We start from the raw sequence: 3,127 nt of genomic DNA, 5'->3' as shown, positions 1-3,127 counted from the left end.
AAGCTCTCTAGCGCCGATGGTAGTTGGGACCTTGTCCCTGTGAGAGTAGGACGTCGCCAAGCAAAAACCTAAGTCGTTTCGACTTAGGTTTTTTTGTGTTTATTTATATATATCAAATGACATAATTCGTAAATTTAGTAATCTTAATGAGAGAAAAGGATGAAATGGAGACGTTTTAAAGTCAACTACCCCCAGTGAGACAAAGCCTTTCAGTGGGGGCTTGAGCTCGAGCGCTAGGTCTTTTCGTCTATCGCTAGACAGTTTGACGCTCTAGCATTTATGCTACCCCACGATTTGTCACGCAACTTACTAATCTATCTACACCTAAATCGCAATTCAAAGCGTTACTCGTAGTCGTGGATGGTTTCTTCATTTGAGAAACATGCATTTCATATGTATCATGCACCTCAAAGAACCGACTTTTTTGCTTCGGTACAATCTCAATGTAGAAGATTTTTTTATGTCTTAAATTTTTCGGCATACGTATTTTAATGGAACCCAATTTTTTCTGAATGCCACATTCATCGGAACCATCCAATACCCGTTATTATCCACTTTAGGTTAGGGACTTGATAGATTTCAATGATTCGTTTGTCAGTGGAACGAGAATAATTTGGAAACTTCGGACGCCCTGTGAACTGCTCAGGATTTTTCTTCCATTGTTCCGACGCTTTAAAAAAACTCTTCACTTCTGCATATAAGGCTCTGCGAATCGCTTGAATAGAATTTGATTGAACGCCCCAATCATTCGTATTGGCTTGCATGGCAGTATCTACTTCTTTTACAGTAGCCATCCTGTTATTGTTTAAGTAACTTTGTTTCATCGTGTACAAGCCAACATTTCGCAACGCTTTTGAGCTATGTGACATGCGCTGAAGTAAACCCCCACTGATTAAAGTTTCAATTTATACAATGTCTTTTCACTTTTAAAGGATTTTATTCATCAAAAAATCTATAATTAAGGTAATTAATATATATTATTGATGGGTGTGGGGGATTATGAAAGAAATATGCATGTTATTAGTGGCTGTTATATTATGGGGGACAGCCATTGCGCCAACAAAGTGGGCGTTAGAATCTATTCAGCCATTTACTTTGTTATTTATTCGCCTTTTCTTCGCTGGTGGAATTTGTTTGCTATTTTCATTTAAACAATTAAAAAAATCGGTTGTACATAAACAAGTGCCGTGGAAAAGAATGAGTTTACTATCTTTTACTGGTGTAGCTGGTTACTTTATGTTCACATCCTACGGTATTTCTTTAACAAGTGGATTACATGTTAGTATTATTGATGCTGCTTTACCGTTAGTTACAATTCTTTTTTCAGCGATCTTTTTGAAAGAAAAAATTCAGCTTAATTATTGGATCGGTATTGTATTGGGAGCTGCTGGAGTACTTCTTATTACCATCCCATCTAGTAACGATAATCAAGAAGTATCTTTAATAGGAGATACCCTTATTTTATTAAGCACTTTCTTATTTGCTTTCTATACAGTATTGTTGAAAAGACCAAAACAAGAACAGTATTTATTAAACAAGGTTTTTACAACATTAACTTTAATTATTGGAGCTGTTATTTTATTACCATTTGCAATGGTAGAAACTTTTTACTATGGTTTCCCAGAAATCAAAACATGGAAGACTGGATTTAGTGTAATGTATCTGGTTATAGGCGCAACAATTTTAGCGTATTGGTTTTGGAATAGAGCACTAGAGACAGTCTCAGCATCAGTAAGTGGGTTATATTTAAATGCATTACCGTTAATAAGTATTGTTGCTTCAATTGTTTTATTAGATGAAGCTTTAACTTGGAAGATAGTAATAGGAGGAAGTTTAGTCTTAATAGGAGTAGGATGGGCGGACAAACAAAAGATAAGTAAGTTATTAAAGAAGAATAACTTGAATAGTAAGGAATGCTAAGTAACATATTGTATATAGTTTAAATATAAAAAAACACCTTATATATATTAGGTGTTTTTTTATTTGGCAAAGATAATAGATTGAAATCAGTATAGGTATTCTCTACTATATTTATACGTATTGAAATCATTTTGAAATATTGTTTGAACGAGTTGTATACATTCGGTATCATAAAAACATTCGAAAGTGGGGTAGCGAGGAAATAAAGGGTCAGTAATATCGGCTTCGCTAAAATTCCCTTTATAAATCATGGCAGGGGATTGATGATGCCATGGTGTTGAGAACGCATTTATTGGTGCAGTTTTTAATTCGAAACGCTTTTCTAATGCTTTCATATCCTGATAAAAGTTTTCTAAGTATATATAATTGGTTACATATTCTCCTTCACCAGCTATATATTGTTGTGTAAAATGCGGGTTCATATCATTTCCTTGAGCATCATTAATAAATAGATAATATAGAAATTGTTTAAATGAGAGGCCCTTGGAGGAATTTTCATCTTGATATAGAAACTTTCGGATGGGCTTCCATTCGGGATTCTCTATATAGGGAGGTGCGATTAAGAATACGAAAGAGCTCACTGCTCGTCTATAAGGGTTACGAACAAGCTTAAAAGTTTCTTTTTGTTTTTCTCGTAATGCTATACCTAGTCGTACATTATAGGCAGGTGTACTTTTGTATATATCATATTCATAATTATGAATGAAAGGGCTATAACTTAGAGCTGTTTGTAATAAATCAATTTGGTAAAAGAACCACTTGGCAAGAGAAGTACAACCACTTTTTGGGCTCCAAAATAGAATGATAGGAAACTTCTTATGATAGTGTGGATTTCTTGAATGAGCATTGATGATGTGTAATAAGGTAGGATCGAACAACCCCTACACACTTTTTGGATATTTTAATTACATGTATGGAAAATAAAGAGGAATATGAGTAGCTGTTTCATCTTTTCTAAAAAAGCGAAAGATTAATGTTGACTATTACTGAATAGGGGTGTAATATAGAACAAGTCGCCGATGACAACAACGTCGAAAGCGACAAACGAAATGAAAAACTTAGTTGACATTAACTAACGAAGATGTTAACATAAGGGAGTCGCAAATGAGCGACCAAGTAGTTCTTTGAAAACTGAACGAAACAAACAACGTGAAACGTCAATTTTTATTTTATGATGCTAGACAAACTAACTTTATTGGAGAGTTTG

The 3,127-nt window shown here is 34.3% G+C and carries 2 protein-coding genes and 1 pseudogene; 1 reads left to right on the top strand and 2 read right to left on the bottom strand.

Going from position 1 to position 3,127, the window contains the following annotated elements; translation table 11 throughout:
* Positions 1-280: 280 nt before the first annotated feature.
* Positions 281-881: pseudogene (locus ACTFNE_RS27320) on the bottom strand (RNA-guided endonuclease TnpB family protein); the annotation flags it as partial.
* A 106-nt stretch (positions 882-987) separates the two neighbouring features.
* Here ACTFNE_RS27320 and ACTFNE_RS27315 point away from each other — a divergent pair.
* Complete coding sequence (locus tag ACTFNE_RS27315; protein WP_270706581.1) at positions 988-1,920, top strand: DMT family transporter; 933 nt, start codon at positions 988-990, stop codon at positions 1,918-1,920.
* A gap of 86 nt (positions 1,921-2,006) precedes the next feature.
* Here the strand turns inward: ACTFNE_RS27315 and ACTFNE_RS27310 are convergent, their stop codons facing one another.
* Positions 2,007-2,798, bottom strand: a complete 792-nt coding sequence (locus ACTFNE_RS27310) for a sulfotransferase family 2 domain-containing protein (protein ID WP_270706579.1) — start codon at positions 2,796-2,798, stop codon at positions 2,007-2,009.
* Positions 2,799-3,127 lie beyond the last annotated feature (329 nt).

It is taken from the genome of Bacillus cereus group sp. MYBKT111-2 (assembly GCF_051915205.1).
GTDB classification, from domain to species: domain Bacteria; phylum Bacillota; class Bacilli; order Bacillales; family Bacillaceae_G; genus Bacillus_A; species Bacillus_A paranthracis.
Note: the sequence above shows the minus strand (reverse complement) of the source record. Positions and strands in the feature narration are given on the sequence as shown.